This is a genomic window from Bradyrhizobium sp. HKCCYLRH3073 (genome assembly GCF_051167995.1).
GTDB lineage: Bacteria > Pseudomonadota > Alphaproteobacteria > Rhizobiales > Xanthobacteraceae > Bradyrhizobium.
The window spans coordinates 72,253-97,778 of the sequence record NZ_JBNPUD010000009.1 but is presented as its reverse complement, the minus strand read 5'-3'; the positions used below and the strand labels follow the sequence as shown (position 1 = coordinate 97,778).

At 64.6% G+C, this 25,526-nt stretch carries 26 protein-coding genes; 15 read left to right on the top strand and 11 right to left on the bottom strand.

The features are described 5' to 3' along the window. Positions 1–70: 70 nt before the first annotated feature. Positions 71–3,928 (bottom strand): ATP-binding protein, encoded by a 3,858-nt coding sequence (locus tag ACQR1X_RS21485; RefSeq protein ID WP_434899516.1) that lies wholly within the window; start codon positions 3,926–3,928, stop codon positions 71–73. 163 nt (positions 3,929–4,091) lie between these two features. Here ACQR1X_RS21485 and ACQR1X_RS21480 point away from each other — a divergent pair, with 163 nt between their 5' ends. Both ACQR1X_RS21480 and ACQR1X_RS21475 read left to right on the top strand, forming a co-directional pair. Further along, complete coding sequence (locus ACQR1X_RS21480; RefSeq protein ID WP_434899515.1) at positions 4,092–5,396, top strand: NRAMP family divalent metal transporter; 1,305 nt, start codon at positions 4,092–4,094, stop codon at positions 5,394–5,396. A gap of 195 nt (positions 5,397–5,591) precedes the next feature. Next, positions 5,592–7,223 carry an NAD-dependent malic enzyme gene (locus ACQR1X_RS21475; protein ID WP_434899581.1) on the top strand — a complete coding sequence of 544 codons (1,632 nt, stop codon included), beginning with the start codon at positions 5,592–5,594 and terminating at the stop codon, positions 7,221–7,223. Positions 7,224–7,278: 55 nt separating this feature from the next. Here ACQR1X_RS21475 and rocF read toward each other — a convergent pair whose 3' ends face one another. After that, positions 7,279–8,253, bottom strand: coding sequence for an arginase (rocF, locus tag ACQR1X_RS21470; RefSeq protein WP_434899514.1), 975 nt, complete (start codon positions 8,251–8,253; stop codon positions 7,279–7,281). Between the two features lie 197 nt (positions 8,254–8,450). Between rocF and ACQR1X_RS21465 the strand changes: the two genes are divergently transcribed. Further along, the gene (locus tag ACQR1X_RS21465) at positions 8,451–8,711 is read left to right on the top strand and encodes a hypothetical protein (RefSeq protein ID WP_315803605.1); all 261 of its coding nucleotides are present in this window, start codon (positions 8,451–8,453) and stop codon (positions 8,709–8,711) included. Positions 8,712–8,721: 10 nt separating this feature from the next. Here ACQR1X_RS21465 and ACQR1X_RS21460 read toward each other — a convergent pair whose 3' ends face one another. Continuing rightward, positions 8,722–9,918, bottom strand: coding sequence for an OpgC domain-containing protein (locus tag ACQR1X_RS21460; protein WP_410051950.1), 1,197 nt, complete (start codon positions 9,916–9,918; stop codon positions 8,722–8,724). 342 nt (positions 9,919–10,260) lie between these two features. Here ACQR1X_RS21460 and ACQR1X_RS21455 point away from each other — a divergent pair, with 342 nt between their 5' ends. The 3 genes from ACQR1X_RS21455 (at position 10,261) to ACQR1X_RS21445 (ending at position 11,400) form a co-directional block, all read left to right on the top strand. Further along, positions 10,261–10,509, top strand: a complete 249-nt coding sequence (locus ACQR1X_RS21455) for a hypothetical protein (protein WP_315803607.1) — start codon at positions 10,261–10,263, stop codon at positions 10,507–10,509. A gap of 274 nt (positions 10,510–10,783) precedes the next feature. After that, on the top strand, positions 10,784–10,936 hold the full coding sequence (locus ACQR1X_RS21450; RefSeq protein ID WP_316216958.1) for a hypothetical protein: 153 nt from the start codon (positions 10,784–10,786) through the stop codon (positions 10,934–10,936). A gap of 149 nt (positions 10,937–11,085) precedes the next feature. Beyond that, the gene (locus ACQR1X_RS21445) at positions 11,086–11,400 is read left to right on the top strand and encodes a c-type cytochrome (protein WP_316216959.1); all 315 of its coding nucleotides are present in this window, start codon (positions 11,086–11,088) and stop codon (positions 11,398–11,400) included. A 108-nt stretch (positions 11,401–11,508) separates the two neighbouring features. On the opposite strand, the gene ACQR1X_RS21440 is transcribed toward ACQR1X_RS21445, so the two are convergent. The 3 genes from ACQR1X_RS21440 to ACQR1X_RS21430 all read right to left on the bottom strand — a co-directional run bounded on the left by ACQR1X_RS21440 (position 11,509) and on the right by ACQR1X_RS21430 (position 13,477). After that, positions 11,509–11,862 carry a phasin gene (locus ACQR1X_RS21440; protein ID WP_316180022.1) on the bottom strand — a complete coding sequence of 118 codons (354 nt, stop codon included), beginning with the start codon at positions 11,860–11,862 and terminating at the stop codon, positions 11,509–11,511. 90 nt (positions 11,863–11,952) lie between these two features. Next, positions 11,953–12,255: a hypothetical protein gene (locus tag ACQR1X_RS21435; protein WP_434899513.1), complete on the bottom strand. Its 303-nt coding sequence runs from the start codon at positions 12,253–12,255 to the stop codon at positions 11,953–11,955. Positions 12,256–12,457: 202 nt separating this feature from the next. Beyond that, positions 12,458–13,477, bottom strand: a complete 1,020-nt coding sequence (locus ACQR1X_RS21430) for a GlxA family transcriptional regulator (RefSeq protein ID WP_315803611.1) — start codon at positions 13,475–13,477, stop codon at positions 12,458–12,460. A gap of 65 nt (positions 13,478–13,542) precedes the next feature. Here ACQR1X_RS21430 and ACQR1X_RS21425 point away from each other — a divergent pair, with 65 nt between their 5' ends. The 4 genes from ACQR1X_RS21425 to ACQR1X_RS21410 all read left to right on the top strand — a co-directional run bounded on the left by ACQR1X_RS21425 (position 13,543) and on the right by ACQR1X_RS21410 (position 16,648). Further along, a complete protein-coding gene (locus tag ACQR1X_RS21425; protein ID WP_315803612.1) occupies positions 13,543–14,253 on the top strand; it encodes a hypothetical protein in 711 nt (236 codons plus the stop codon). Continuing rightward, positions 14,253–15,545: an MFS transporter gene (locus tag ACQR1X_RS21420; RefSeq protein WP_434899512.1), complete on the top strand. Its 1,293-nt coding sequence runs from the start codon at positions 14,253–14,255 to the stop codon at positions 15,543–15,545. Before ACQR1X_RS21425 ends, ACQR1X_RS21420 begins: the two co-directional genes overlap by 1 nt. A gap of 117 nt (positions 15,546–15,662) precedes the next feature. Further along, positions 15,663–16,325: a YqcI/YcgG family protein gene (locus ACQR1X_RS21415; protein WP_315803614.1), complete on the top strand. Its 663-nt coding sequence runs from the start codon at positions 15,663–15,665 to the stop codon at positions 16,323–16,325. Then, positions 16,322–16,648, top strand: coding sequence for a cupin domain-containing protein (locus ACQR1X_RS21410; protein ID WP_315803615.1), 327 nt, complete (start codon positions 16,322–16,324; stop codon positions 16,646–16,648). The genes ACQR1X_RS21415 and ACQR1X_RS21410 overlap by 4 nt, the downstream gene beginning before the upstream one ends. Before the next feature lie 2 nt (positions 16,649–16,650). Here the strand turns inward: ACQR1X_RS21410 and ACQR1X_RS21405 are convergent, their stop codons facing one another. Continuing rightward, positions 16,651–16,839 carry a hypothetical protein gene (locus ACQR1X_RS21405; protein WP_315712988.1) on the bottom strand — a complete coding sequence of 63 codons (189 nt, stop codon included), beginning with the start codon at positions 16,837–16,839 and terminating at the stop codon, positions 16,651–16,653. Here ACQR1X_RS21405 and ACQR1X_RS21400 point away from each other — a divergent pair. Together ACQR1X_RS21400 and ACQR1X_RS21395 are read left to right on the top strand one after the other, a co-directional pair. Continuing rightward, the gene (locus ACQR1X_RS21400) at positions 16,820–17,050 is read left to right on the top strand and encodes a hypothetical protein (protein WP_315803616.1); all 231 of its coding nucleotides are present in this window, start codon (positions 16,820–16,822) and stop codon (positions 17,048–17,050) included. The two genes, ACQR1X_RS21405 and ACQR1X_RS21400, sit on opposite strands and share 20 nt — an antisense overlap. Positions 17,051–17,273: 223 nt before the next feature. After that, positions 17,274–17,507, top strand: a complete 234-nt coding sequence (locus ACQR1X_RS21395) for a DUF6894 family protein (RefSeq protein WP_315712992.1) — start codon at positions 17,274–17,276, stop codon at positions 17,505–17,507. 222 nt (positions 17,508–17,729) lie between these two features. Here ACQR1X_RS21395 and ACQR1X_RS21390 read toward each other — a convergent pair whose 3' ends face one another. Then, positions 17,730–18,785 carry a hypothetical protein gene (locus ACQR1X_RS21390; RefSeq protein WP_315803617.1) on the bottom strand — a complete coding sequence of 352 codons (1,056 nt, stop codon included), beginning with the start codon at positions 18,783–18,785 and terminating at the stop codon, positions 17,730–17,732. 234 nt (positions 18,786–19,019) lie between these two features. On the opposite strand from ACQR1X_RS21390, the gene bamA reads away from it, so the two are divergent. Continuing rightward, positions 19,020–21,341 (top strand): outer membrane protein assembly factor BamA, encoded by a 2,322-nt coding sequence (bamA, locus tag ACQR1X_RS21385; protein WP_434899580.1) that lies wholly within the window; start codon positions 19,020–19,022, stop codon positions 21,339–21,341. 36 nt (positions 21,342–21,377) lie between these two features. On the opposite strand, the gene ACQR1X_RS21380 is transcribed toward bamA, so the two are convergent. Continuing rightward, positions 21,378–21,806: a hypothetical protein gene (locus tag ACQR1X_RS21380; protein WP_315803619.1), complete on the bottom strand. Its 429-nt coding sequence runs from the start codon at positions 21,804–21,806 to the stop codon at positions 21,378–21,380. A 248-nt stretch (positions 21,807–22,054) separates the two neighbouring features. Here ACQR1X_RS21380 and ACQR1X_RS21375 point away from each other — a divergent pair, with 248 nt between their 5' ends. Then, a complete protein-coding gene (locus ACQR1X_RS21375) occupies positions 22,055–22,411 on the top strand; it encodes a hypothetical protein (RefSeq protein ID WP_316180018.1) in 357 nt (118 codons plus the stop codon). A gap of 65 nt (positions 22,412–22,476) precedes the next feature. On the opposite strand, the gene ACQR1X_RS21370 is transcribed toward ACQR1X_RS21375, so the two are convergent. Beyond that, a complete protein-coding gene (locus ACQR1X_RS21370) occupies positions 22,477–23,076 on the bottom strand; it encodes a DUF6456 domain-containing protein (protein WP_316216966.1) in 600 nt (199 codons plus the stop codon). A 52-nt stretch (positions 23,077–23,128) separates the two neighbouring features. After that, on the bottom strand, positions 23,129–23,659 hold the full coding sequence (locus ACQR1X_RS21365) for a GcrA family cell cycle regulator (RefSeq protein WP_316216967.1): 531 nt from the start codon (positions 23,657–23,659) through the stop codon (positions 23,129–23,131). Positions 23,660–23,809: 150 nt separating this feature from the next. Here ACQR1X_RS21365 and ACQR1X_RS21360 point away from each other — a divergent pair, with 150 nt between their 5' ends. Next, positions 23,810–24,427, top strand: coding sequence for a LexA family transcriptional regulator (locus tag ACQR1X_RS21360; RefSeq protein WP_315713004.1), 618 nt, complete (start codon positions 23,810–23,812; stop codon positions 24,425–24,427). Positions 24,428–25,526 lie beyond the last annotated feature (1,099 nt).

The following is a 25,526-nucleotide window of genomic DNA, read 5'->3' as shown; positions in this document are numbered from 1 at the left end:
GGTCAAGCACGATCCTTCAAGTGCTGATCGCGCGAAGCCGACCGGGGTCAGGGGAAAGCTGCCGCGCGTCTCATGCCGACGGCGCCGGCTTCGCGCCTGCCGCTCGCGTGGCCATGACACGGCGCAGCACGCGCGACAGCTCGTCGACCGAGTAAGGCTTCTGGATCAGGCTGAAACCGTGGCGGTCACCGTCAGCGAGGACATGACTGTAACCGCTGTTGAGCACGATCGGGATCATCGGCAACCGCCGGCGGATTTCCTGGCCGAGCGTCACCCCGTCCATGCCGGGCATCACGACGTCGCTGAGCACGAGATCGAAGCTCTCGGGATTCTCGTCGATCATCCGCAGTGCATCCGTTCCGCTGCGCGCAAGCACCGTCCGGTAGCCGAGGTCCTCGAGCAATTGCGTGGAAAATTCGCCGATCTCCGGGTTGTCCTCGACGACCAGCACGCTCCAGCGCGCAGCGAGCTGTTCGGCATCCTGCTCGCTCCGCTCGCGCGGTCCCAGTGGTTTGTCCGTCAGCGGAAGCAACAATGTCAGCGTCGTGCCCTTGCCGAGCTCGCTGTCGACCAGCACCCGTCCGCCGGACTGATGAACGAAGCCGTACACCTGGGACAGACCGAGGCCGGTACCGCGCCCAACGCCCTTGGTGGTGAAAAACGGCTCGAAGATCCGGTCGATCTGATCTGGAGGAATGCCGGATCCGGTGTCGCTGACCGCAATGGAGACGAACGACGACTGCCCGGACTGACCGCCCTCCCGGACGATCTCGCCGCGAATGCTCAGGACGCCCCGCCCCTCCATCGCATCGCGCGCATTGGCGACGAGGTTCACGAGCGCCGTCTCGAACTGATTGATGTCGACGTCGACCGGAAGCGGGCGCAAAGCGAGATCGAGCTCGATCACAGCCGGTGCGCCGAGCACGGTCTGCAGCATCTCCTCGATCCGCTCGATATGAACAGCGGCATCGAAGACGCGGCGCTCCATCGGCGTCCGCCGCGCGAAGGCGAGCAACTGTCCGGTGAGCTTGGCGGCGCGATCCGCCGTGTCCGAGATCGCATCCACGTAGCGCCGCATGCGCTCCGGGGACAGCTGGCGCCGGCGCAACAGGTCGGCCGACGACCGGATCACGGTCAGCAGATTGTTGAAGTCGTGCGCGACGCCGCCGGTGAGCTGGCCGATCGCCTCCATCTTCTGGGCCTGGCGGAACGCCTCCTCCGCCTTGCGCCGTTCGGTCAGCTCGACCGCCTCGGGCACGATGGCGGCCACCTGTCCGGTCTCATCCCGCACCGGCCGCATCTGGAAGTCGAACCAGCGTGAGCCGCCGACCGGCAGTTCGAGCTGCAACTCCTGGCGGGCCCCGTCGCCGCGAGCGACGGCGTCAACCAGGGATCTGATCACCTCGGGCATGCCGGGCGTACCCGCAAACCACGGCGTCTCCCAGAATGGCAGCCCTGCGACCTCGTGCAGCGGCGCAGCGATCGCTTCGAGCGAGGTCGCATTGGCGTCCAGAAGCGTCCCATCGGACGAGAGCAGCGCTTGGAACGTGTAGCTCGCCTCGAAGATCGTCCGCAGCCGCGCCTCCTTGGCCTGCAGCTCCGCGGTACGCTCGGAGACCTGCGTCTCCAGACGCTCGTTCAGCTCACGCAGCGTAATCTCGGCCTCGTGCCGCACCCGCGACAGATCGATGTTGGCGCGCACCCGCGCCAGCAGCTCGCGCGCGCTGAACGGCTTGGTGAGATAGTCGCTCGCCCCGGCATCAAGTCCCTCCACCTTGGCCTCCTCGCCGGCGCGCGCCGACAGCATGACCACAGGAATGTCGCGAAGCTGCGCATCGCCACGCAGCACTCTCAGCAGGCCGAAGCCGTCGAGCCCCGGCATCATAACGTCGGTCAGCACCAGATCGGGGCGGCGCCGTCGGACGGCCTCGAGGGCCGCGATGCCATCGCTGACCGCCTCCACGTCATAATCCTCGCCGAGCAAACGGCGGACGTAGTCGCGCATATCAGGATTGTCGTCCGCGAGCACCACGCGATCACGGGCCGATGCCGTCGCGGAGCGAACTCCGAGGTCATCGGATGACGACGGGTGAGGAAGCTCGAACCGCCCACCGCCGTTCAGCCATCCGAGCGCCTCCTCGATGTAGGCTTCGGCACGCACGTTGGTAACGGCCAGGACACGGGAAGGTCCGATCTGGCCCGCCGGCAGATGCGCCGAGCCTAGCGGAATTCGCACGGTGAAAACCGAGCCGCGGCCGAGTTCGCTGTCTACGGCGATCTCCCCGCCATGAAGCCTCACCAGTTCCTGAACGAGAGCGAGACCGATGCCGCTGCCCTCGAAGGATCGGCCGCGCGCACCTTCGATGCGACGAAACCGTTCGAACAAATGCGGCAGCTCACTGGGCGGGATGCCGGTGCCGGTGTCGCGAACCTCGAGCTCGGCATGATTGCCGTCAGTGGACAAGCCGATCGACACCGCGATTTCACCTTCGAGGGTGAACTTGAACGCATTCGACACCAGATTGAGAACGATCTTCTCCCACAAGTCGCGGTCGACATACACCGGCTCGGACAGGGGCGTGCGGTCGATGGTGAGACGCAGGCCGGCAGGATCCGTCGCCGAGCGGAAGTTGGACACGAGCTCGGCAGTGAAACCCGCAAGATCGATCGGCTCGAAATGCGCGGTCATGCGGCCGGCCTCGATGCGCGAAAAGTCGAGCAGCGTGTTCACGAGCTTCAGCAGACGAATGCCGTTGCGGTGGATCAGGCTGAGGGCGGATCGCGCCTCGGGGGTGAGTTGGGCCTCGGCGCGGCCGAGCAGCTCTTCCAGCGGGCTCAACATCAGCGTCAGTGGCGTACGAAACTCGTGGCTGATGTTGGAAAAGAACGTCGTCTTGGCGCGGTCGATTTCGGCCAGCGCTTCCGCCCGGCGCCGCTCTGCCTGATAGGCCCCGCCGTTGCTGACGGCCGCTGCAATCTGCCCCGCGACGAGGTTCAGGAAGCGGGCATAGCTCTCGTCGTAGAGGCGGAACGGATTGAGACCTGCGACGAGGAAGCCGCCCCGTCCGGCTTCCCCCGACGCGGGCAGCGGAAGCACGACGGCGTGCTGTGGCGGCTGACGCCATCCGCCGGTCGGAAAGCTGAGACCGAACCGCCGCGGAAGGTCACGAACCAGCACCGCATCCTGCAGCTTCAGCGCTTCGGCCAGAGGCCACATTCCTTCCGGCTGAATTCTCAGCCTCGGCTGAGCAGCGGGATGATCGCGGTCGATGCCGGTCAAGGCCTGCAGTCGCGCCGCCTCGCCGTCCGGGTCGGTCATGTAGATCATCGCGAACGGAAGGTCGCGCGCCTCCCGCGCCAACGCGTCCGCGCAGCTTGCGCAGGCCTGATCGATGCTGCGGGCCCCGGCCCCGGCATTTGCGAGTTCGCGCAGCAACGAGAGCTGGCGCTCGCTGATCACGCGCTGAGTGTCATCGGTGTTGGCGCAGAAGATTCCTCCAGGTGATCCATCGTCGTCCGGAATGGGACTGTAGGAGAACGTGTAGTAGGTCTCCTCGGGAAAGCCGTTGCGCTCCATGATCAGGAGTTGCGCCTCGACATAGGTGCCCTGGTCACCGCCGCCGGCCTTGGCCAGCAACGGACCGATGTCCTCCCAGATCTCGTGCCAGACTGCAGAGATCGGTCGGCCAAGTGCCCACGGATGTTTGCCGCCGATGATGGTCTTGTAAGCATCGTTGTAGAGATAGATCAGCTCCCTTCCCCAACCGATCCAGATCGGCTGTTGGGATGTCAGCATGATCCTGACGGCCGTCTTCAGGCTCTGCGGCCAATGCTCCGGCGGTCCGATTGAGGTGCTCTCCCAATCGAACCGCAACATCAGTCCGGCCAGCTCACTGCCTCCGGAAAAAAGCCTCTCGCGCTCGGCCATGCCGAGCTCCTGATCATGCCCTGTTTGCCGCTCGTCCGGCACGCGCTCCCCCTGGTCGAAATCCGACGTGATCTGGAACGCAGGTACTCTCCTCCGGTTCCGGAGCCGGGAACAAAAAGGGGGCGTGCGACTTCGAGACATACACCGCCGGGGGAGCGCTGCCATGGCCACGACCGTTGCATCTGAACCGAACACACCGAGACGGTCGTCCTGGAGCGTATTCCGGCTGTTGGGTCCAGGTCTCGTGACCGGTGCCGCTGACGACGACCCGTCGGGAATAGCAACGTACTCCCAGGCCGGCGCGCAGTTCGGTTATGGGCTGTTGTGGACGGTCTTTCTGACAGCGCCTTTCATGATCGCGATCCAGCTGGTGAGCGCGCGCATCGGCCGTGTCACCGGCAAAGGGCTGGCGGCCAACATCACCGCGCTTGCGCCACGCGGGATCGTCTTCGGCCTCGTCGCGCTGCTGGTCGGCGCCAACACCTTCAACATCGCAGCCGACATCGCGGCGATGGCGGAGTCGCTGTCGCTGGTGATCGGCGGTCTCAATCATGAGCACGCGCTCATCTTCGCCGCCGGGTCGACGCTGCTCCAGGTATTCCTGCCCTACCGCCGCTACGCACCTTTCATCAAGGTGCTGACCCTCAGCCTTTTCGCCTACGTCGCGACCGCCTTGATGGTCAAAGTGCCCTGGAGCACGGCGCTGCTCGCGGCGGTTTGGCCCAGCCTCTCGACGGAGGCCGACTATCTGCTGACGGTGGTGGCTGTGCTCGGCACCACCATCAGCCCCTACCTGTTCTTCTGGCAGGCCTCGCAGGAGGTCGAGGAGATGAACCAGGGCAAGGTCGACCGTCCCTTGCGCGAGCTGTCGAAGAAGGACCACCCCGACCTCCGCCGGATCAGGATCGACACCACGATCGGCATGATCTTCTCCAACGCGATCGCGTTCTTCATCATCGTGACGACCGCCACGGTGCTGCACGCGCATGGCATCACCAAAATCGACTCGGCGACGCAGGCGGCCGAAGCCCTGCGCCCGCTCGCGGGCGACTTCACCTTCCTGTTGTTCGCGCTCGGCATCATCGGGACCGGCATGCTGGCGATCCCGGTGCTGGCGGGCTCGGCCGCATACGCCGTCGCCGAGATCTTCGGCTGGCACGCGACCCTGGAGGCCAAGCCGGACGAGGCGGTCGGCTTCTACAGCATCATTGCTGCCGCCACGATCATCGGCTTCGGGCTCGGCTTCACCGGCATCGACCCGATCCACATGCTGGTGTGGAGCGCCGTGCTCAACGGCATCGCCGCCGTGCCGATCATGGCGATGATGATGGTGATCGTGTCCAATGCCGGGCTGATGGGCCGCTTCCGCGGACGGTCCTGGCTGATCGCCCTGGGATGGATGGGGACAGGCATCATGGCCATCGCCGTGCTGGCGCTGCTGTGGTCATTCGTCACGGGCCGCGCCTAGCGGCCATCGCATGTCCCTCTGCGTCGGCTGCAACGCAGTTGCACAACGTCATTGGTGCAACGCGGAACGTAAACTGTGTTAACAGTCCGTTCCCGCCATCCCGCCGCGATTGATGCCGATCAACGCCGGGCGCGCGCCGGTATGGCGGTGCTCGAACAAAGGACCTCGGAGACCGCCTTGACCCAGCCGCAACGCATGAGCGCATCGACGCTCCCCCCCTATTCTCCGCGCGGACTCGCGCTGCTGCGCGATCCGCTGCTCAACAAGGGCACCGGCTTCACCGAGCAGGAGCGCGATGCGCTCGGCCTGCGCGGCTTCCTGCCCGCCGGGGTCATGTCGATGCCGGCCCAGGCCGAGCGGATCCTGGTCAATCTTCGCAGCCTGTCCAGCGACCTCGAGAAGTATGTGGCACTGAACGCGCTGCATGACCGCAACGAAGCGCTGTTCTTCCGGGTGGTCTGCGACAATATCGACGAGATCCAGCCGCTGATCTACACGCCGACCGTCGGCCTCGCCTGCCAGAAATACGGTCTGATCTTCCAGCGTCCGCGCGGCCTGTTCATCTCGGCCAACGACCGCGGCCGGATCGCGGAGATCCTCGCCAACTGGCCGTATCGCGCCAGGCTGATCGTCGTCACCGACGGCGAGCGCATCCTGGGTCTCGGCGATCTCGGCGCCAACGGCATGGGCATTCCGGTCGGCAAGCTGTCGCTGTACTCGGCCTGCGCCGGCATCCATCCGGAAGAGTGCCTGCCCGTCATGCTCGATGTCGGCACCAACAACGAAGAGCTTCTGGCCGACCCCTACTACATCGGGCTGCGCCAGAAGCGCCTCACGGGCGAAGCCTATGACGCCTTCGTCGACGAGTTCATGACCGCGGCCCGCGCCGCCTTCCCGGGCGTGCTGATCCAGTTCGAGGATTTCGCCAACCACGCCGCGTTCAAGCTGCTGCACAAATATCGCGACGACGCCTGCGTCTTCAACGACGACATCCAGGGCACCGCGGCGGTGGCGCTCGCCGGCTTGTTTTCGGCGCTGCGCATCACCGGCGGCAAGCTCCGCGATCAGACGGTGCTGTTCCTCGGCGCCGGCGAGGCGGCCACCGGCATCGCGGATCTCGTCGTCTCCGCCATGATGGCCGAGGGCCTGTCCGAAGCAGAGTCGCTGCGGCGCAACTGGCTGACGGACTCGCGCGGCCTCGTCATCAAGGGGCGGGAGAACCTGCACGGCCACAAGCTGCGCTATGCGCACGACCAGGCGCCGATCGCGGACTTCCTGACCGCGATCAGGACGCTGAAGCCGACCGCGATCATCGGCGTGGCGGCCGTCGGCGGCGCCTTCACGCCGGAAGTGCTGCAGGCCATGGCCGAGCTGAACGAGCGCCCCATCATCTTTGCGCTCTCCAACCCGACCTCGAAGGCGGAATGCTCGGCGGAGTCGGCCTATTGCTATACCCAGGGCCGCGCGCTGTTCGCCTGCGGCAGCCCCTACGATCCGGTCAAGCTCGACGGCAAGACCTTCGTGCCGCGTCAGGGCAACAACTCCTACATCTTCCCCGGCGTCGGCCTCGGCGCCATCGCCAGCGGCGCGCGGCTGGTGACCGACGAGATGTTCATGGCCGCCGCGCATACCCTGGCGAACTGCGTCACCGGCGCCGATCTCGAGCAGGGCAGCCTCTACCCGGCGCTGCCGCGCATCCGCGAGGTGTCTGCCCATATCGGCGCCGCGGTGGCCGGCGTTGCCTATCAGAACGGGCTCGCCACGGGCCCCGCGCCGAACGATTTGCTCGGCTTCGTCGAGTCGAAGATGTACGACGCCCGCTACTGAGCCCGAGATCGCGGATGCCTCGGGCTCACCGAGGTCGAGCGAGGAGGCATCCGCTCTATTGATCCGGAACGATCGCATTGGTCGGCGTCGGCCGGTCCGTGATCTGCTGACCGAACAGGCTCGCGATCAGTTCGACCGCGACGCGCGCAGTCTTGCCGCGCTCGTCGAGGAACGGGTTGAGCTCGACGATGTCTACCGAACGGACCAGGCCGGAATCGTGCAGCATCTCCATGATGAGATGCGCCTCGCGATAGGTCGCGCCGCCAGGTACGGTCGTGCCGACGCCGGGGGCCACCTCGGGATCGAGGAAGTCGACATCGAAGCTCACATGCAGGACGCCGTTCCGCGCACGAACCTTGTCGAGGATCCGGCGCATCAGCACGCCGACGCCGAATTCGTCGATGGCGCGCATGTCGGCGATGCTGATACGCCGGAGACGCAGCAGCTCCTTTTCGGCCCTGTCGATCGAGCGGATGCCGAACAGCTCCAGCTGATCCGGGGGGATGGACGCGCGTGCCTCGTCGCCGAGCAGGCCGTCGAGACCCGGCTCGCCGCACAAGAACGCGGCGGACATGCCGTGCATGTTCGCCGTGATCGTGGTGTCCGGCGTGTTGTAGTCGGCATGTGCGTCGAGCCACAGCACGAACAGCTCCCGCCCGATCTCGCGGCAATGGCGCGCGACCCCGTTCACCGACCCCATCGATAGCGAATGGTCGCCGCCGAGAAACACCGGAATGGCGCCGGTCCGGGCCAGGTCATGGCTGCGGCGCGCCAGGACCCGCGACCAGCGCTGGATCTGGCGATAGTGCTTGGCCCTCGCCGGCGGCTCGTCTGCAGACTCCGTCATGTCGACGATGCCGACATCGCCGTAGTCGGTAACGTCGAGCCCTAGGCTTTCAAGCACGTTGATGAGACCTGCGGTGCGCAGCGCAGCCGGCCCCATCAGCGTGCCGCGGACCGACGCGCCGAGATCGATCGGCGCACCAAGGACGGCAATGCGATGTGGCGCTGTAAGGTCTGGAGAAGCCAAGACGGAATCCTTTCATCGACGGCCGGCCGCCCAGCGTAGCGCGATTTTGCACCGCGTGCTTCGCCGGTGATGCGTCTCGGTCCACGGGAACCAATCGCATCAGACGGCATTTTCAGGAACGTCACATCCGCCCTCGGCCGAATCGCGTCGGCACGGGGGGGGCCAATCCGACGAGCCGCGGCAGGAAGGCGACCAAAGTGAGCAGCGAAACGTTCGAAACTCCTCCACAGCCGGGCGTCGCCGAACGCGCGCTCGACACCGCGACCGACATGTCGCGCACACTCGGGGAGATGGTCGGCACCTTGAGTGCGGCCGTCGACCGGCTCAGCGAAGCGGCAAGGGACGCGCGGCGGCCGGGGACCGCTCTGTCGACCGTCAGCGCGATCACCCGCGAGGCGCCGCTCGCGAGCCTGTTCGTCGCCTTCCTGTTCGGGGTCGCGGTCGCGCGCCGGCGCTGAAGGGTGGCGCTCAGAACAGCCGCGGTCCACGCCGGTCGAGCTGCGACTCCCAGGTCAGGAGCGTGGCGACCATGATCATGATCGCGATCCCCGCGACACTGATCAAAATTTGCATCGCGAACCCGCTCGCCACATCGGTCAGCACGACCTGGCCGAGAAAGGCCAGCAGCACACCCACGCAATAGATCGAGAGCGAGCTCTCACCGCACCTGATCATGGCCGTCGTCAGCGGACGGATCGGCCCCTTCCATTGCGGCGGCGCCAGCCGTGACACCACGAAGGCAAGCGCCAGGAAGTGCAACAGCCGCACCGGCGCAAGGTGGCTCTTGTAGATCGGATAGATCAGGCCGCTGATGCCGGACGGGATCAGGCTCTCGAGACTCTTGAACTCCCAGCTGAGCGCCATCAGCAGACTGAAGACGAGATAGCCGATCGCCACGACCAGCAGCATCGGCGAGTCGAGGAGCCGGCGCAGCCGCGTGGTGCCGGCATAGCTGTACCAGGCGCCGATCACGAACAGGAACTGCCAGGCGAACGGATTGAAATACAGCTCGCCGCTCGGCCACGCCGGCACCTGCCAGCTGAACAGCTGAACCATCATGTAGAGCAGGAATGAAAGCACCAGCGTCAGCGTCGCGCTGGTCATCATCAGCCACAGGATGACGGGAAAGCAGAAGTGCAGGATTGCGAACGTCAGCAGGATGTCGGTGTTGACCGGCGCGAATTGCAGCAGCGCCACATGCACCAGCGTGGGCCCGGGCTCGCGGAAGAAGAAGCCGGTGTTGGTCTCGTCGACGAAGCGCGTGCCGCCGCCGATCACCCAGACCAGCGCCGCATAGGCGAGCAGCAGGACCAGGAACGCCGCATAGATCTCCCAGGCACGCCGCAACGCCCGCACCACCGTGGTCGCCCAGCCCTGGTCCCGCAGCGCTCCGCCATAGGCCAGCATGCAGGTGTAGCCGGAGATGAAGACGAACACCTCGGAGGTGTCGCTGAAACCGTAATTGCGCAGCGTCAGCCACGCCAGCGAGTTGTCTGGAACATGATCGATGAAGATGAACCAGAGGGCGAGACCCCGGCACGCGTCGACCCGGAGGTCACGCCGTCCGTTGCCGTTCCCGTTGCCGGCTGCCACGCTATCTGTCTTCGCCAGCTCTTGATCATCGGCAAACAAGATGGACCTCGTCTCGGGATGGCGGACCAACATCGACTCCGGCATGTCGTGCCTTAATATCTCCTGCCGGTCATCGATCGGAACTCGAATCCGAAACACGCGTCGTCCGCCCTTCTGGCAGATTTCGGGCCCTCGAACGCGCCGCCCGTCTGCGTCTTCAGGTTGCCCCGCGCGATTTGCCGATTGTGCACAGCCGATATCCGCACTGGAAAAGTGTGCACGGAAGCCGGGTACCTGCGGAACATTGTCGGCATGGTGGTGTTAACCATCTCACCAACCGCGGAGCTGGCAATTGTTCCAGTCCCGTATTTGCCCGGATTGATTGTAGATTGGTTAGACGTTGACTTTGAGTGGAAGTGTTGACAGGGGGGTTCCGTGATCCACCGAGGTGTCCAATATACGGTCGTGGCGACTGCTGAACCGGACATTTGGGAATGGCGGTACGAGTTTGGCGATCAGATCAAGACCGGACGCACCCAGACCAGACTCGCCGCGCTCGCGGCGCGGCGCGTGAAGTCGAAGATCGATGCGGCCCTCCGTGCGGCCCAGACGGGTTCCGTGTCCACGGTGAACGTCGCCGAACGGATCGACAGGGCGAAGGCTGTATCGCATAGCCTGACCTGACATTCTGTTCCCTGGCAGTCCGGCGAGCGCCGGTCGGCTCATCGTCTGTTGAGACAGATCAAGGCATCGATGCCGGCATTTGTCATATTCAGGCTATGGAAACTCTCGTTTTTCGCTGCTCCCAGACGGGATCGAACGTTCAGATCGGCTTGGCCACACCGGCTCTTGCCGACCAGTTCGACGCCTATGAGGCGGCCGCATGCCCCGCATGTGGCGGTACGCACCTCGTCAACAGGCTGAGCGGAAAGATGCTGAGCGACAGGGAGGGCTCGACATGTCCTACGTTGCGGAAGAGTTGACGATCACCGCCTCGACCGACGTGTCTCGCCCGACCGATATGTCTTGGCTGCGCCGTGCGACCGCGCTCCTGAAGGCGATCGTCAGCCGGATCGACCTGTCCCACTTTCCCAAATCGTGCTGTAATTGACGTCGAGATTCATCGACGCGCCGCGTGCCTGCGCGGCGGAACGGCCAAGATCGCCCTTCTCCAGGGGCGAAACATTCCTTCATGAGCCGCTCGCCGCCACTTGGGCGAGGTGCGCCACCACCCAACAGACAAAGATCAGGAGTTTCTTGATGCACGCCTCGGTGATGAGAGTTATCGCGATCGCGATCGCGGCTGCGGCTTCGACACCGGCCTGGGCCGCCGATCCGGATCACGGCGGAGATCTGGCCCGTCGCTGGTGCGCCTCATGCCATCTCATCGAAGGGACGCAGAAGCAGGCCAGCGCGGACGTTCCCTCCTTCGCCCAGATTGCTAAGAAGACGGATTTCACGCCAGAGAAGATCGCGTTTTTCCTGCTCGACCCGCATCCGAAGATGCCAAGCTTTCCGCTCAACCGGCTGGAGGCAGCCGACATCGCCGCCTATATCGGCAGCCTGCGAAAATAGGGCTGGGCTCCTTCGCCCGTCTGGTCCGCCCGCGCCCATTCGGCGGCAGCGCTGCCGCCGAGCTCCGTCCATGCAGACCGTCGCTCCTGCGACGGCAAGGCTCGCGGTTCAGCTCTTGGGCTCGGTCACCTTGCTCGCGGCGGACATGATGCTCGCCGTGATCGTCTTCATGTGTTCACCGGCGTTGGTGAACTGGCTGCGCAGGAACTCGGACTGGATCCGCATCGCCTCCTCGAGCTCGGTGGCGTGAACGAGCTTTCGCGCGTGCTCGAAAGCCGTCTTGATGTTCTGCTCGGTGAGAGTGAGCGCCTGCTTGGACATGTCCGCGGCAGGGCCCGGAACCGTGCCGATCGATTTGCCGGCTGCGTCGAAGAACATCTCGAACGCCTTTTCCGCCTGCGAGATGGTCTTTTCGGCCAGGTCCCGCAGTTCAGCGGGCACTTCGAGTTTGGTTTGGGTCATCGGTGCGTCCTCCACGACAGATCCAACTACCACATCCGACTCCCTGCGTCGCCGTGCAAATGGATGCGGGAAGAAGCCGGCAAGCGCTGGTCAGAGCGCGGCCAGACGTCGGCGCGCGATCTGCAGCGCGTGCTCGATCGAAGCGAGATGATGATCATAGGTCAGCCGCGCGCGTTCGTCCGAAACGAAACCAGAGAGTTCTCGCGCATGCTGCAGGGCAAGATCGAGGAGGAGGACAGTTCTTCTCACATCTTCCCTGACGCCGAATGCACCGGCTCGCACGTTGTCCGTGTGGACGGCACCGGCCACCACAACCGCGGCCTTCGCTTGCGCCCTTGCAAAGGCGGCGTGAGGCAAGAGTACTCTCGTGCGAAAGGGAACGATGTTGGTCATTGGCCTTTCCCCACTGCTCTGCAGGGGCGGATCTGCATCGAATTTTCAGCGTTTTACCCGTGGCATTTTACGGAAGCCTTAGAGCGATCGCACACTTCATGGCCGCTCTGGCCGCAACGCGAGCGACGGGATTAACTTGAAGGCAAAGGGAGCGGCCTCGACTCCGGCGAAAAGTGTCAGCCGCGGTCGCGGCAAGCGCCGATCAGCCCGAAAAGCGACGCCGATACTCCGACGGCGACACACCGAGATGCCGCAGGAACGCCCGCCGCATGCGCTCGTCGTCGCCAAAGCCAGCCCGTTTGGCGATTTCGACCACGTTTTCGACCTGGCGGCTTTCGAGTAGGAGGCGCGCCGTCTCGACCCTGAGCGCCTCGACTCCCTGTGCCGGTGTCATCCCGGTACGGCTGACATAGGTGCGGGCAAAGGTACGCGGCGTCATGCCGGCTCGCGCGGCCAGCGCCTCGACCCGCAGATCGCTGGCGATGTTCTCGATGATCCAGGCATGCAGCGCACTGAACCGACCCTCGACGTCGGACGCTTGCGCCGCCAGCACGGTCGAAAACTGACTCTGGCCGCCAGGACGTTTCAGAAAGACGACGAGCCGGCGCGCCACGTCGAGTGCGATCGTATGACCGAAATCCTCCTCGATCATCGCCAGCGCGAGATCGATGCCGGCGCTCACGCCTGCGGATGACCAGACCCGGCCGTCCTGCACAAAGATGGCGTCGGGCTCGACCTTCACGTTTGGAAAGCTGTCCTGCAGGCGCGGACAATAGCGCCAATGTGTCGCGGCCCGCCTGCCCTCCAGCGCTCCGACCCAGGCCAGCGCAAAGGCGCCGAGGCAGACGGACGCGATGCGGCGGGCGCCGGGAAGCACCTGGCCGATCCACTGCATCACCGTCTCGTCCTGCCGCAGCTTCCAGATGCCGGGCCCCCCCGGAATCAGCAGCGTATCGACCTCCTCAGGCTTCAGGGATGAGAGTGGCGCAGTGTCGATCATCAGGCCGACATCGGTCGGCACAAGCCCGCCTTCCTTGGACACGTAGCTCAGCACATAGCCCGGCGCCGGCAGCTCGATTTCGCTGAGCTCGGCAAACACCTGTGCCGGGCCGGAGACGTCGAGCAGTGTCACTCCAGGAAAGGCGAAGATCGCCAGCCGCCTTTCGGCACCATCTCGACGCACCGCAGCACGCCGGGGAGAGTTGGCAGAATTCGAGGGCATATTGTCCTTTAAGCCATCGGAGCCCCGCCTGTATAGCTCGACCTTGCAGTGCTGGAGTTCACGCGATGTCGCGCAACCTGGACGGCCGATACAAGACGGTCGCCTCGCCCTGGGACGACTACACCGTCTACAGCTTCTCCGATGCGTCGGAGATCCAGCAGCCTGATCGGCAGCCGATCATGGATGCGATGAATTCGATCATTGCCATTAACTGGAAAGCAATCGAACCCCACTGGACCGCGACCTCGTCGCCATTCGACAGCAAATACAGCCTCGTTCTGGTCTACGATCACATCGGACTGGTCGCGTTCTCGGTCTATCGCGTGATGACGATCGCGCAGCGGCTGGCCATCTACCGCAGTGGGACCGAAGTACTACCCGCACATCAGGGCCGTGGCCTGTATGGGTTCTTTACGTCGCAGATCCTCAAGCATCCTGGGTCGGCCACGCCCGGCGAGGAAATTCTGTACGGATGGCGAACGCGCAACCCGATCGTGTGGGCGGCCAACGCCAAGATTTGCGAGAGAGTCGCGCCGTCGCTGCTCGACGAGTCCGCGGATGCCGAGCTGCAGGCCGCCTGCGTCGAGATGTGTGCGACCATCTATCCGGGCAAGCAGCTCGAGGTGCCCCACATGATCATGCGTGGCGCCTATGGACACATCCAGCACATCAGGCAGGACTATCACGGCAGGGCCTCGCTGGTTGAGACCGCGATGTCGCGGATCATCCCGGATTCCGCCGACGCCCTGTTCTCCGTCGGCTACGCGAGGGTGTGATGGCGGCGCTTGGACAACAGGCGGTCGCGTCCTCTCCGCTCCGGTTCTTCGATCGCGCCTATGTCGCGTGGGGAACGGTCGCGTTCGCCTACGCCATCGCCTTCCTGCAGCGGATGTCGCCGCAGACCGTGGGCCTCGACTTCATGCGGGACTTCGGCACCGACGCCTCCGGCGTCGCGATGCTCGCCTCCAGCTACTTCTGGGGCTACACATTGATGCAAATCCCCGCGGGCGTGCTGGTCGACCGCTACGGTGTGAAGCGCGTCGTGCTGTGCAGCATGACGGCATCCGTGCTCGGCAGCGCCGCCTTCGCCCTGTCGCCCACCCTGCTCGACGTCTTCATCGCGCGGGTGGTCGTGGCCTGCGGCGACGCGCTGGTGTTCACGGCACTGCTGAAGCTCGTCGCGCAGAGCTTTTCCGACCAGCGTTTCGGCCTGATGTCAGGCATCTCCCAGGTGTCGGGCTATGTCGGCGGCGTCCTCGCCACGACTCCGCTCGCTGCTGCGGTCAGCGGCTTCGGCTGGCGTGCCTGTTTTCTCTTCATTGCCTGCGTCGGCGTCGTGAACTTCGCCTGCGCGTCGGCGACCCTGAAATCCGCACCGGCGAACTACACCAGCAGGACGCTGAAGAGCGTCCTGGTCACGAGCTGGCATGCGCTCGGATCGGCCGCGACATGGGGCTGCGCCATGAGCTTCGCCGCGCATTTCGCGGTCGTGACCACGCTCGCCGGCGTATGGGGCATCCCGATGGTCGCGCATTATTTCGGCATCTCGCCCTCGGCGGCCGGCGGCCCCCTGCTCGCCTTCATGGTCGGCAACGCCATCGGATCAATCTTTCTCGGCCATGCCGCGGACCGGATGCAGTCGCTCAATGCAGCTCTGATCTCCATCACCTTCCTGCGCATGCTGCTCGTCGTGATGCTGTTGCCGGCACTGGCGCACAGCTTCGGCTTCTTCTATGTCGGCGCGGTGTTCGCCCTGCTCGGCCTGGTGGCCGGGGGCACCGTGCCGCTGATCCTGAAAAGCACCAAGCATCTCTACACGGCGGAGCGCATCGGCGTCGGCGCATCGATCAATACGACGGCCGCCGGCATTTTTGCCGGACTGGCTCAGCCGGTGATCGCCTTTGCCATGGTGAGTGCGAGCGGCCTCAACCCCGACATCGGATCAAGCCTGCGCAGTGCTGCCAGCGATGCCGGCTACGCAGCCCTGATCGAGATTCTTCTCCTGATGTCGCTTCCTGGACTGCTTGGGCCGCTGATGATGAGGCGCAAATTGATACTTCGTACTTAAGCATAAAAAACAGAGAGGGTCAGTATGTCGCGTTTGTATTTGAGAAGGGACGAAGTCCGATCCGGCCATCAGGCCGGAAGCTGGCAGAGCGTCCTGTTTTCGGAATTCGAGGCTCAGATGAGCAGCGAAGCAAGACCCTTTCCGTGCGTATACGGCGTCGCGGGCTATCGTCACGATCAGCTTCGCTATCTGTTTCTCGACCCCATCGACATCGATGTGCTCGGCCAGCAGCTCGCCTTGTTCGTCTCCGAGAGCCGCTCGCACGGGCCCAACACCTCGCTGGTCCTGTTCACCCGCCCGCGCCCGGTTCAGACCATCGACTCCTACTACAAGAAGTTCTGGAAGATCCTCGATCAGTTGGCCCGCGTCGACAGCCAGCCGTGGCCGGCCGAAATTCCCGAGACCGTCGATCATCCGATGTGGGAGTTCTCGTTTGCCGGAGAGCCGATCTTCGTGGTCTGCAGCACACCCGCGCATGTGATGCGGCAAAGCCGTCGCTCGAGCGCATTCATGCTGACCTTCCAACCGCGCTGGGTGTTCGAACGGATGCTCGGCACCGATGAGGCCGCCGCCAAGGCCTTCGGCGAGGTGCGCAAACGGCTGGTCCCGTTCGACACGACGGCGCCGTCGCCCCAGCTCGGACGCTACGGCAATCCGGAGGGCCGGGAGTTCAAGCAGTATTTCCTCTACGACGACAACCAGCCGCCGCCGGCCTGTCCCTTCCACAAGCTGGCGCAGACCAAGCCATCGTCCATCGCAGACAAGGAGCAGGCCGCATGACCCAGATCATCGCTGGAACGAAGACCAGCTTTGCGATCGATCCCGACATCCTGGCGCTGTTGCCGACGCAGGGCTGCATCGAGCTGCAGCACGATGCGGCCGGCAAGGTTCACGCCTTTCATACCCACCCGGTCGACGAAATCCTCGTCGTGATCCGGGGACGGCTCACGTTTCGTTGGGAAGGCGGCGAGCGCATCTGCACGGCCGGCGACAAGATTCTGCTGCCGGCCGGGACGCTGCACGAATCGGAAGCGCTGGATGATGCAATCTACGCGATCGCGACGCGACCGCCCGCAACCATTGCATGCAATCGGGAGGGATGAGCTCAGGACAGAGGGCGATCGGTCTCCGAAAGGGACTCCGCGGTCAACCGCTCAACCATCTCGATCACCTCGATGCGCTGGCCCGGAGCCAGCTTCAGGAATGCCTTCAGCAGACGAAGGCTTTCCACGGCTTCGCTCGATGGGGCTCCGAGCTTCGTGTGCAGCTCCGCGATGAATGTTGAATTCTTCATCTCGCACCTTTGGCAGGAAACAGTAATGCCAGTCCTTAGCAAACGTGAAGGCCTTGCACGCAAGGTAGATACTGCAGCAATCGAGGCTGAAAGTCTTGGTCTGACGACTGCGACCCTGATCCTCAGGATGGCCCGCCTGGAAATCGACCGTGCGGAACCCGAAGAGGTTGAAAGTATGCCAGCGAACAACTCTTGCAGCAAGCCGAACTGACCGGTTGGTTGATTTCGGCGTCACAATTTGAGCCTTCTGGCAGTTTCTGGCTGACGATACCAGTGGAAACGGTCGTTTACCGAACGAGGCGGGGGGATTACGGAAGCGGTAAGCTTGTCCTCCACATTAGAGGTCTTCTATAGTTTGCTTGGGGGAAGAATGGGTTGCGGATCCTGTCCGGGATCCGTGCCCACTCCCGCGACACAGCGGCTGCAGGAAGACCATGCGCACTTATTATTTCGATATGAAGGATGGCATTCCGACCAGAGACCGGACCGGCCTGGAATTTGCGACGAGTGCAGGGGCGATCGAGCACAGCCGGGATTTGGCCCGGCGCCTCCGGCACGACCCGCGCATCACCGACCGCAGGCTGTCCATCGTCGTCGTCGACGAATCTGGCGCGGAGGTTCACCGCGAGCCGGTTTATCCGGCCGCAGTGAAAGCTAGCCTGTCCTGATTTTTTCATAGGCGTGCCAGCAGTGACTGCGCGCCGACTGCTTTTTCTACTTTTCGTAGAGGATACGAAAAGCCGAACAACTCTTGAGTGTGCACATCGGGCGCGCGATCGGGCCGCTTCGGCATCAAGAGCCCCCTGAGTGCCAGACGCCCCGCCGATCGACTCGACCGGCTCTCCCTTTCCTCGGCCTCCAACGCACGCCGCCGCTGCACCACCGAGGGCCTATTGCTGCTTCTCCCAGAACGAGAGCAGGCCCTGGGAGGCCGAACCGCCGATCACGCACGGGATGCCGACGGCGACCTGCCCCAGCGCGGCCGCCGAGACACAACCGAGCGCAAGGGCGCCGACGCCGAGCTGTCCCCAGAAATCCATGTTGCGCCGGGCATCCGAGCCCTTGGTCTTCAGCTCCTCGACGGCGGCGACGGCATCCTTGCGGACGGCGCCGAGCTGCACCGTATCGGCGGCCTCGACCACCTCCCTGAGCGGCTCCTTGACCGGTCCCGACTGCCGCGCCAGTTCCTCCCGGAGATAGTCGCGCAGGCTGGCATCGCGCACCGAGTAGCTGGCAAGCGTATAGCGCGCCATGCTGCCGATCGTCAGCTTGTCGACCGTGTCTCGGCTCTTCGACCAAGGCAGCATCTGGACGATACGCTGGATCGGTACGCGCGAGCCGGTTGCGAAGTAATAGCCCCAGAGGATGTCGAGCAGATCCTGGTGGGTCGCGTAGCTGAGCCGCGTGTCGAGCTTGCGTTCCTCCTTCTTGAACGGATTCTGCGTCAATGCGCCACGCAGCTTGTCCATCACGCCAGGCTTCGTTTCCTCCAATGGGATGTCCATCAAGGTCGGCTGTGCGCCGCTGAGATAGCCGTCGATCATCACGCGGCGGCCCGGCATCTTCGGCGCCACCCTGCGCATGAGATTGCGCCAGTCAGGCAGACCTGAATAAGCGATGGCTCGCACGACCACCCACTCCTCCTCGGGAGGCACGGGAAAGAAGCTGTTGACGAGTTGTTCGGCCTTGGCGGGATTGGAGCCGATCGCCCCCGCGATGAAGCCGAGATAGATGCCCGCGTTCTCCGGCTCCTTGAACGTCTGTGAATGGAATAGCACCCGGACCGCCGCCGGCACATGGGCGTAGTCGGGTTTGGTGCGATAGTTGTAGATCCAGTTCTGGACGACACCGAGCGACGCGCGTGGGTCGATCTCCGGGACGACCGCAGCAGCAAGAGCTGATTGAACGAAAGTGCAAGCGATGAGGGCCAAGGCGATCGCGCGCATGGTCTGCTCCCGACAAACGTTCGCCGCATCAGCATCTGCTGGCGCGTACGGATGAGGACGATGCTGCACGCCGTTTGAATCGACTCTGCGTCGAATCTGCGGCCGTGCTCGGTTCCCTGCCGGCCACCCTTCGCAGGCGTGATCGCAGGCCGCCAAGTCTCCACGGCCTCGACATGATTTGGCCGTCCACCGGCTCTTGCATCTGGGCATGACGAGCAGGCAGATGCGTGCATGTTGACCGCCCGGAACAGCCGTCACCGCGGAGACAGCAGATCGCGACACGTCGCATTGATCGTTGCGACACTGTCGGTGCTGACGTCTGCGCCGCCGGCCGTAGCGGGCGAAGCCCTTGCAGTACAGGGCAATCGGCGCGTCGATGCCGACACCGTGCGATCCTATTTTCACGCTGACGTCAACGGGCGATACGACGCCGCCGCGCTCGACGCCGGCTTGAAGGCGCTGGTTGGGAGCGGACTGTTCGACGACGTGAAGATCAGCCATGCCGATGGACGGACCGTGGTCCGCGTCTCGGAAGCAAAAGTGCTCGATCGCGTCGCCTTCGAAGGTAACAAGAAGGTGAAGGATGCGGAGCTCACGGGCGCGGTGCTATCAAAGCCGCGAGCCGGCCTCCAGCGCGCAACTGTCCAGGGCGACGTCGCCCGCATCATCCAGGCGTATCATCGTGCGGGACGCGACGACGTCCGCGTGGTCCCGGAGATCATCGATCGCGGCAACGACCGCGTCGATCTCGTCTTCACCATCACCGAAGGCAGGAAGACGCCGGTCAGGGCGATCAGCTTCACCGGCAACCGGGCCTACGGCGCACGGCAATTGCACGCGGTGATCAAGACCTCGGCCACCAACGTGCTGAGCTTCGTGACCGGCGGCAATGTCTACGACGCCGATCGCGTCAACGAGGACCGCGAACTGCTGCGGCAATACTATCGTAACCACGGCTACGCCGATGCCGAGGTCACGAACGTGAGCGTCGACTATGACGCGGCAAATGGCGGCTACAACCTCACCTTTGCGATCGAGGAAGGCGTCCTCTATAGGCTTGCGGTGGTCGACATCTCCTGTAACGTGCAGGGGCTGACGTGCGAGCGCCTGCGTCCGCTGGTGCTGGCGCAGCAGGGCGACACGTTCGACCAGAGCAAGATCGACAAGACCTCCGAGGTCCTGACGGCCGAGCTTGGCAAGCTCGGCCTTCCGTTTGCGCAGGTCGAGCCCAGGATCAATCGCCATGCGCAGGATCGGCTGGCCGACGTCACCTTCCAGATCGAGCAGGGACGCCGCACCTATGTCGAGCGCATCGAGATCCACGGCAACACGCGCACGCATGACGACGTGATACGACGCGAGTTCGACGTCAGCGAGGGCGACGCCTACAACAGGACGTTGATCGACCGCGCCGAACGTCGCCTGCGCAACCTCAACTACTTCAAGACCGTCAAGATCTCGACGCGGCCTGGCTCGGCCAGCGATCGCGTGGTGCTGGACGTCGAGGCCATCGATCAGGCGACCGGCGACTTCAACGTCTCGGGCGGCTATTCGTCCACGGACGGATTGCTCGCCGAGGTCAAGATCGGTGACCGCAACGTGCTCGGCACCGGCAACACTGCGCAGGCCACTTTCACCTACGGCCAGTTCGCGCGAGGCGCCAGCCTGTCGTTCACCTCGCCCTACGCCCTCAGTCGAACGACACCTGGCATGGAGCTGTTCGCGCGACAGAGCATGGTCAGCACGTTCCAATCGTTCGGCAGCAACACCTATGGCGGCGCCCTCACCCTGGGCATGCCGGTCAGCGAGCAGACGGCCATGCTGTGGCGCTATTCGCTCTATGACCAGAGGGTGGTGCTCGCACCGGGGATCTCGCCGGCGGCGGTGTCCCTGCCGGTTCGCCAAGCGGTCGCAGCCGGGCGGCAGACGGTGTCCTCGCTCGGCAATACAGTCACCTACAGCACCCTCGACAACAACAAGGTGCCGACCAGCGGCATTCGCTCACAGTTGACGCAGGATCTCGCCGGCCTCGGCGGCGACGTTCGCTTCTTACGGACCACAGGCGACGTCCGCTATTATCGATCGATCAACAGCGACCTGACCGGCATGGTGCGCGCGCAAGGCGGCTATATCACCGGATGGGGCGGCCAGCAGGCGCCGCTGCTCAACAGCTTCTTCGGCGGTCCTACCATGGTGCGCGGCTTCGCGCCGGGCGGCTTCGGACCGCGTGATCTGACGCCGGGATCGACGATGGACAATGTGGGCGGCAGCCTGTTCTGGGCGACCACGGCGGAGCTGCAGGGCAACATTCCCGGATTGCCGCAAGAATACGGCCTGCGTGCATCGGCCTTCGTCGACGCCGGGACCGTGTTCGGCTATCGCGGCCCGACCCAGAATGTCCAGGTGGTGAACAGGAACGTGCTGCGGTCCTCGGTCGGCGTCGGCATGACCTGGGCATCGCCGTTCGGACCGCTTACCGTCGACTACGCGGTCCCGATCAGCAAGGCGGCGTATGACGTCGTGCAGCCGCTCCGTTTCAGCGCCGGTGGCTTCTGAGCCAACGCCGCAACGTCGACGGAGCGCCGCGTCACCTCAGTACGGATAATAGTAACCGCGCGGGCCGTAATACGGGTGACCGTAATACGGGCGAACATAGTAGGGCCGCGGTGCGTAGTACACCCGCGGCGGCCCGTAATAGCCGGGGCCGGGATAATAGCCGGGCCCATAGTAATAATAGTCGTCGTTCTGATGCGCGGCGATTGCGCCGAAGGTGCCGATCATTGCACCCATGATGGCCAAGCCGGCGGCTGGATTGCCCCTGTAGACGCGGCGGTAGCGCCGGCGAGCGCTGAGATCGGTCAAATCGCCGGCTGTCGCCGTCGCGACCGCCGGCTTGTTGGCCGGACCCGCCACCCGCGCATGGGCCGGCGCCGGCGCGCTTGCCACCACGGCGATGGCCGCGACGGCCGCAATCGCGATTTTTCCACCGGCCGAAGGAGATCGATATTTCCCGCTGAACATGGCATCACCCTTCACTTCACTCATTCCCGAATACAACATGGCCGGGCGTGCAGCTTGACCTGTGTCAACTCAGGACGAACCAGCCGTCCGGCGGCACGTACGCATCCCGCAATCGTGCTTAGACGCGACGTCACGCCTCCTGGTTCAGCCCACCGCCGCATCGATTTCTGCGAACCGATGGCCGCCCGTCGGGAACCAATGGCTGCACACCGACGCCGTCCATCATGCCGTCGGCAACAGGAGTCCTCATGCCTTCCAGACTGACACGCCCATTCTTCAGCGCCGTCGCCACGCTGGCGCTCACCGCTTCGATGGCGAGCGCCGGCGACAGCGCGACCTCGCTGTTCAAGGTGGTGACCGTCAAGGATGAGATCGTCATCGGTCTCAATAGCGAAGAGCTGGCTACGATCGGCGGGAACGATGCCAGCGCCGTTGCGCGCGCATTGGCGCAGAAAGGCGACCTCGCAGCCTGGCAGTACAACGTTCATCGCGGCCCGAACGGCGAGCTGCAGATGGCACCTTCGGCCAAGATTGCTCTGCTGTCGCATGCCTCGCTGCGCGTCGAGCCCTACAGCACCACTTATGTCGTGGCGCCCCATCCCTGAACCAAACGATTGTCCGACCGGCGCTCGTACCGTCGACGACGGAACGAGGCCGGTCGGACCAGCCGTTAGCTCTCGCCCCGATGGCCCGATCGCACGGCCCCATCGCATGTCCTGGGGACCCTGTCGGTGGAAAACCCGTAGACCACGGCCAGCCGGTCCAGGCACTCCTTGAAGCGGCGGGCGAAATAGTCGTTCCAGCGCTGGCTGGCGAGCCCCCGCTTGTGTCCGACCTGCTCCATGGTCAGGCCGTGCACCAGGATGTCATGGGTAATCGCCGCGCCGTCGGCGCCGAGCTCGCGCTCGGCGCGGTTGAGCCGCAGCACCGCCCGCCTCTGGCCTTCGGTGACCGGCTCGCGCCCGCGGGCGCCGTCAACGTGCTCGCGCGAGGGATCGATCGCCTGCGGGCCTCGCTCGGCCCGCTCCCAATCGTTCTGGAACGCCCGTCCGGCCCGGTATTGGGCGTCATCGAGCTGCTTGTGCGCGTGCAGCCGGCCGAGCGGGTCGCTGCGGACCGATCGCAACGCGACGATCTTTTCGCCGGGCTCAAGCGCCAGCGGGTCGTCGATCTCTACGGGAATCACGTCTGCATTTCGCGGCAGGTCGTGAGCTCTGCGGTCGTGGGTCTTGGACATGCGATGGGGCTTGCTGCGTCGGGGGCGCGCCATGTCTCGTCTCCGGAAAATGAATGGGGTCGGTTCGGGTCGGGCTTGCCGCGCTCTACGCGGCCGCGACCAGCCGCAGGATCAAACGGCCGGCGGGACGCGAAGCGGTTTCCTCGGGCGGAAGCCGCGTGAGATGGTAATGCGGCGTGCAGTAGCAGGAGCCGGGCTGGCGCGGATGACCGCAAAAAGTGATGGGATCGTCGTCCCGGTCGCCGCCATAGGGGTAGCGGCAATCGTTGCGCTCGAGCTGGTCGAGGGACAGCAGGCGCGGGCTGATGCCGACGCAACGCAGCTTGACGGCCGCCGCGGGTTTCGCCGCGGATGGCATCGGCCGGGCCGCCGCGTCCGGGCTCCGCCGTCCGGTTCGGGACGCCGCGGACATCGGCCGGGGCGTGGATCGCGCGGCTTTCGGCCCGCCCGGCGCGGCCAGCCCGATCCGCTTGCCGCGGCCAAGCGTCGCGTTCCGGGTATAGGCGGTTCCGAACTGCGCATTGAGCGCGCGCGCGATCTCGGCATAGGACCGCCCCTGGGCATGAAGCTCGCACAGCATCTTGGAATGCTGGTCTGGCCAATCTGTGGATTGCATTCTCGCCTCTTCCTTCTGGGTCGGGGCCGCCGGACCCGCCGGCTCACCCGACGGCCAAATCTTCCGATATTCCGAAGAAAAAGTCAAGCTTGAGTTCTGATTATTCGAAACATATAATGTCTTCCGAGATTCGCAAAAGAGGTCAAAGCCATGTTGGACGTTGCCATGATCGAGCGTGCACTCGAGAAGCCAGGAAAGACGAAAGGAGGGTTGGCCCGCGCCATGGGCGTGCGGCCGGGCGCGGTCTCCGAGATCCTCGGCGGCCAGCGCCTGATCAAGGCGGCCGAGATTCCGCTCATTACGGAGTATCTCGAGCTCAATTCCGTCCCCATCATGGGCCGGGTCGGCGCCGGCTCGGTGATCGAGCCCGATTACGAGCAGGTGCCTGTCGAGGGCCTCGGCGAGGTCGCCCTGCCCTTCCCGATCTCCGAGGAGACCATCGCCTTCGAGGTAACGGGCGATTCGATGCTGCCGAAATACGAGAACGGCGATGTGATCGTGGTCTACCGCGAGCAGCGCCACCCGCTGTCGAGCTTCTACGGCGAGGAGGCGGTGGTGCGCCTCAAGTCCGGCGAGCGTTACCTGAAGACGATCGAACGGGGCAAATCGCCGTCCGTGGTCAATCTGAAGAGCTTCAACGCCAAGCCGATCGTCGGGGTCAAGCTGGACTGGATCGGCGAGATCTTCGTCACCCTGCCGCGCGGCCAGATCTCGCGGATCCGCGCCAAGGCGGCCGCCAAGTCGCGCGCCCGCGCGGCAAACAAGTAAGCCTCGAGGCCGGATGCGGGGGACGCCGAGGCGCTCCCCCTGCATCCCCTCCCTCCAGGGGAGGGTGGGCACCGCGCCTGTGGCGCCGTCGTGATCAACAATTCTGAGCGACATATGGGGATGTGCGTCCATAGCCTCGCGGCGCCCCAGGCGTCCGAGTGATGCATCGATTTCACCCTCTTCAAACGAGAGGGTGCAGGGAAGGCCGGACCTCGACTGAGGCCCGTGGCCCGCCTGCTCAAAAAATGCAGGCGGCAGGTACCACAGGTCCAGCCGGAACGATCCGGCCCTCCCTGCGCGATGGTTTTCACGGCTGCTTCGCGTTCTCCCCGGTGCGCCGGGCTGTCTGGTCACCGTCACCCGCGCCGCGCCATTGGCGCCAGCGCAGGCTTGATACTGGCATCGGAGTATCAGGACCACGCGACTTGACCGTGCGGGCCGATGTTGTTCGTCCGCGCGAATGACCACGCTGCAAACCGGCCCGCCCATCACTCCCCGCCTCCACGTGTCGTGACGACCGCGATACGCCCTCTCCATGAGGCGGGATGCGCCTAGACAATCACGAATTCTGAAAAAGAGAAAGAAGAATTTTTTGGCCCGGCGGGCCGGACCGGGGCAATGCGTTGAAGCCTCGCCCAAAACAAGCGTTTCCGCACACGTCGTCTGCAGGCGATCGAAGGCCATGAAACGGACCATCGTGCGGGCGCATCGCCCCTGATTCGCCCGACGGGCGTGACGCCTTGCCACCAGCCGCGCCTGGCGCCCGGATCAGTCCTCGACCCGCAGCTCCTCGCCATCTCTCGCGGAAGGCAGCCCAATTCGAAAGCGCCTGAACGCTGCAATCCTGGATACGACGCAGAGCGACTGGTGGGACAGGCTGGTCTTGCGCTATCTCGGCTCCAAGCGGTGGCCCGCCCCGACGATACACGCGCCCGACAGCGAGCCGGACCTGCTGCGCCGTCGCGTCATCGCCGATATCCGGCCGAGGTCGACGACGTCGCGCAAGCGGATTGATCCCGATCAAGGACCAGACGCCGCGCCAGAGCAAACTCACCATCAACCTGTGGCTGCACAGGCAGGACATGGGGAAACGCCATCA

Bases quoted from the DNA above. Each gene is read 5' to 3' on its own strand.
- ACQR1X_RS21405 (WP_315712988.1), bottom strand. From the start codon at position 16,839: ATGAAGAATTCAACATTCATCGCGGAGCTGCACACGAAGCTCGGAGCC.
- ACQR1X_RS21430 (WP_315803611.1), bottom strand. From the start codon at position 13,477: ATGCCCTCGAATTCTGCCAACTCTCCCCGGCGTGCTGCGGTGCGTCGA.
- ACQR1X_RS21375 (WP_316180018.1), top strand. From the start codon at position 22,055: ATGCCTTCCAGACTGACACGCCCATTCTTCAGCGCCGTCGCCACGCTG.
- ACQR1X_RS21400 (WP_315803616.1), top strand. From the start codon at position 16,820: ATGAATGTTGAATTCTTCATCTCGCACCTTTGGCAGGAAACAGTAATG.
- ACQR1X_RS21420 (WP_434899512.1), top strand. From the start codon at position 14,253: ATGGCGGCGCTTGGACAACAGGCGGTCGCGTCCTCTCCGCTCCGGTTC.
- ACQR1X_RS21480 (WP_434899515.1), top strand. From the start codon at position 4,092: ATGGCCACGACCGTTGCATCTGAACCGAACACACCGAGACGGTCGTCC.
- ACQR1X_RS21445 (WP_316216959.1), top strand. From the start codon at position 11,086: ATGCACGCCTCGGTGATGAGAGTTATCGCGATCGCGATCGCGGCTGCG.
- ACQR1X_RS21360 (WP_315713004.1), top strand. From the start codon at position 23,810: ATGTTGGACGTTGCCATGATCGAGCGTGCACTCGAGAAGCCAGGAAAG.
- ACQR1X_RS21440 (WP_316180022.1), bottom strand. From the start codon at position 11,862: ATGACCCAAACCAAACTCGAAGTGCCCGCTGAACTGCGGGACCTGGCC.
- ACQR1X_RS21370 (WP_316216966.1), bottom strand. From the start codon at position 23,076: ATGGCGCGCCCCCGACGCAGCAAGCCCCATCGCATGTCCAAGACCCAC.
- ACQR1X_RS21395 (WP_315712992.1), top strand. From the start codon at position 17,274: ATGCGCACTTATTATTTCGATATGAAGGATGGCATTCCGACCAGAGAC.
- ACQR1X_RS21475 (WP_434899581.1), top strand. From the start codon at position 5,592: ATGAGCGCATCGACGCTCCCCCCCTATTCTCCGCGCGGACTCGCGCTG.
- ACQR1X_RS21365 (WP_316216967.1), bottom strand. From the start codon at position 23,659: ATGCAATCCACAGATTGGCCAGACCAGCATTCCAAGATGCTGTGCGAG.
- ACQR1X_RS21425 (WP_315803612.1), top strand. From the start codon at position 13,543: ATGTCGCGCAACCTGGACGGCCGATACAAGACGGTCGCCTCGCCCTGG.
- ACQR1X_RS21485 (WP_434899516.1), bottom strand. From the start codon at position 3,928: ATGGCCGAGCGCGAGAGGCTTTTTTCCGGAGGCAGTGAGCTGGCCGGA.
- ACQR1X_RS21460 (WP_410051950.1), bottom strand. From the start codon at position 9,918: ATGTTGGTCCGCCATCCCGAGACGAGGTCCATCTTGTTTGCCGATGAT.
- ACQR1X_RS21450 (WP_316216958.1), top strand. From the start codon at position 10,784: ATGTCCTACGTTGCGGAAGAGTTGACGATCACCGCCTCGACCGACGTG.
- ACQR1X_RS21410 (WP_315803615.1), top strand. From the start codon at position 16,322: ATGACCCAGATCATCGCTGGAACGAAGACCAGCTTTGCGATCGATCCC.
- ACQR1X_RS21380 (WP_315803619.1), bottom strand. From the start codon at position 21,806: ATGTTCAGCGGGAAATATCGATCTCCTTCGGCCGGTGGAAAAATCGCG.
- ACQR1X_RS21390 (WP_315803617.1), bottom strand. From the start codon at position 18,785: ATGCGCGCGATCGCCTTGGCCCTCATCGCTTGCACTTTCGTTCAATCA.
- ACQR1X_RS21435 (WP_434899513.1), bottom strand. From the start codon at position 12,255: ATGACCAACATCGTTCCCTTTCGCACGAGAGTACTCTTGCCTCACGCC.
- ACQR1X_RS21415 (WP_315803614.1), top strand. From the start codon at position 15,663: ATGAGCAGCGAAGCAAGACCCTTTCCGTGCGTATACGGCGTCGCGGGC.